Source organism: Mesorhizobium sp. M2E.F.Ca.ET.209.01.1.1, assembly GCF_004010375.2.
GTDB lineage: Bacteria > Pseudomonadota > Alphaproteobacteria > Rhizobiales > Rhizobiaceae > Mesorhizobium.
On record NZ_SADP02000712.1, the window covers coordinates 1 to 329 of the forward strand.

General features: G+C 48.3%; 1 protein-coding gene. It reads left to right on the top strand.

What is annotated here, in order from left to right:
• On the top strand, positions 1-329 hold a 329-nt coding region (locus tag EN852_RS41925; RefSeq protein WP_210238317.1), incomplete at both ends, for a hypothetical protein.

Sequence of the window (329 nt, forward strand, 5' to 3'; positions counted from 1 at the left end):
ATCTGCAAGCGGAGTCGCGAGTTATGCCGGCCTCCTCGCATCGGCTGATCTGACGCTTACTGGCCAGATAACGGCTACGGGAAATAGTAAATCGGTCAATACGTACTATCTGGTCGATACGACAGTAAACCCAGCTACAGTTGTTGGTACATTTTCGCTACCTTCGGCGCAAAATGGTTTAGTTTTTAATTTTGCGGCCACCATTACCATTCCTAACACAACAGATACTTACGTAGTTTACAATGCAAACTTCGGGACGGTAGGAACGCTGACGCCTGGTCCAGGCACTCCACCAAGTACTTATGATTTTACAACCGGCGCGGACAATG